The 1,838-nt window shown below is 69.4% G+C and carries 2 protein-coding genes; both read left to right on the forward strand.

What is annotated here, in order from left to right:
* On the forward strand, positions 1-882 hold an 882-nt coding region (locus P3W85_RS19785), incomplete at its 5' end, for a DMT family transporter (RefSeq protein ID WP_276266051.1).
* The gene (locus P3W85_RS19790) at positions 866-1,705 is read left to right on the forward strand and encodes a helix-turn-helix transcriptional regulator (protein ID WP_276266052.1); all 840 of its coding nucleotides are present in this window, start codon (positions 866-868) and stop codon (positions 1,703-1,705) included. The genes P3W85_RS19785 and P3W85_RS19790, both read left to right, overlap by 17 nt.
* Positions 1,706-1,838 lie beyond the last annotated feature (133 nt).

Below are 1,838 nucleotides of genomic sequence, written 5' to 3' on the forward strand. Positions count from 1 at the left end.
CTGATCTGGTCGACCGGCTTCATCGTCGGCCGGGCTATCGTGCCGGTAGCGCAGCCCAGCCTGTTCCTGCTGGCCCGCTTCGCGCTGGCCGCCTTGCTGTTTGCCGCCGCGGCCGTTGCCGGCGGTGCGCGCTGGCCGGCGCTGCGCGAGGTGCCGCGGCACCTGCTGGCCGGTGCGCTGATGCACGGCAGCTACCTGGGCGGCGGCTACTGGGCCATCGCGCACGGCATGGCGCCTTCGGCCATGGCCTTGCTCGGTGCATTGCAGCCGCTGCTGACTGCGCTGCTGGCGATCCCGCTGCTTGGGGAATTCCCTTCCCGCCAGGGCTGGGGAGGCTTGTTCCTTGGCTCGCTGGGCGTAATACTGGTGGTCGCCCCCGCCACCCTGGCCAGCGCGCCCAGCCCGGTTTCGCCGTGGGTGGTACTGGTGGCGGTGCTGTCGATTCTCTCCATCACCATGGGCACGATCCTGCAGAAGACCAAGATTGCCGCCACCGACCTGCGCGCCAGCTCGGCATGGCAGAACGTCGGCGGCGCGCTGGTGGCGGGCAGCCTGGCCTGGCTGCTGGGCGAGACGCGCTGGCAGCCAGGCGTGACGCTCTGGGCATCGCTGGCGTGGGCCGCGCTGGTGCTGTCGGGCGCCGGCTCATACCTGCTGTTGCGCATTGTCCGGCGTGGCCAGGCCGCCACCGCCGCCTCGCTGATGTTCCTGGCGCCGCCGCTGGCCGCGCTGCAGGCTTGGCTGCTGTTTGGCGACCGGCTGGGCCCGCTCCAGTTGCTGGGACTGGTGGTGGCCGGCCTAGGGGTCTGGCTGTGCCAGACCGGCCAGGGCCATGCGCACCACGCTGCCGACGGTCGAACCCGCCATGCCAGCGCCCGCTGAACAGGCATTGCCGGCAGCGCCAGGGCCGCTGGTGGAGACGCGCGTCTATCCATCGCAGACGGACTGGCATCGCCACGACTATCACCAGGTCCTGTTCGGCCTGGACGGCGCCAGCGAACTGGAGATCGGCGGCCACCTGCACCGGCTGGAGCCCCGTGGCGGGTTGATCGTGCCAGCCGGCGAGCGCCACGACTTCCTTGGCCTGGAAAACAACCGGCAACTGGTGGTGGACATTCCGCCCGGCTCGCTGGCGCTGCCGGCCGCGATGATGGGCCGCGCAAGGGCATTTGGCGTCGACGATGCATGGGACACCCATGTACGGCAACTAGCCGCGCTACCGCAAGGGATGCGCCAGGGCGGGTCCCGCCAGCATCACTGGCAGCTGGCTTCCATGCTCGCCTCCGGCCTGGCGCAGGCGCTGGGCCTGGACCGCCGTGGCGAACCGGCCCGCTTCCCGCTGGCACAGGTCGATGCCTACCTGCGCCAGCACCTGGACGCGCCACTGCGCGCCAGCCAGCTCGCGGCCCATTTCGGCTGGAGCACGAGGCGCTTCCACACCCTGTTCTGCGATGCCTTCGGCGACACGCCGCATCGCTACCAGATGCGCCTGCGGCTGGACCAGGCCACGCGCCTGCTGGCGGACCGGAAGCAGGCGCTGGCGGAGATCTCGTTGGCGCTGGGCTTTCCCGACCAGACCACCTTTACCCGCAGCTTCACCCAGCGCTTTGGCATGCCGCCCGGCGCATGGCGGGCCGGACTTGGTTCAGAGGGCGGCAGTTCCCCGCCCGCATCGCGGCAATGCCACGGCTTGATTGAAAGCTGAAGCCCCGCGCTCACGGCGAAGTTCGGCGGCGAAACCAGGCCTGGCGCTCGCCATGCAGCAGCAGCTTTCACTTGATCGATCTTATCCAGCATTTATTACTGTCATCAACCCTCACTTCAGAAACAATTACTGG

The sequence above is a fragment of the Cupriavidus basilensis genome, assembly GCF_029335485.1.
GTDB classification, from domain to species: domain Bacteria; phylum Pseudomonadota; class Gammaproteobacteria; order Burkholderiales; family Burkholderiaceae; genus Cupriavidus; species Cupriavidus basilensis_E.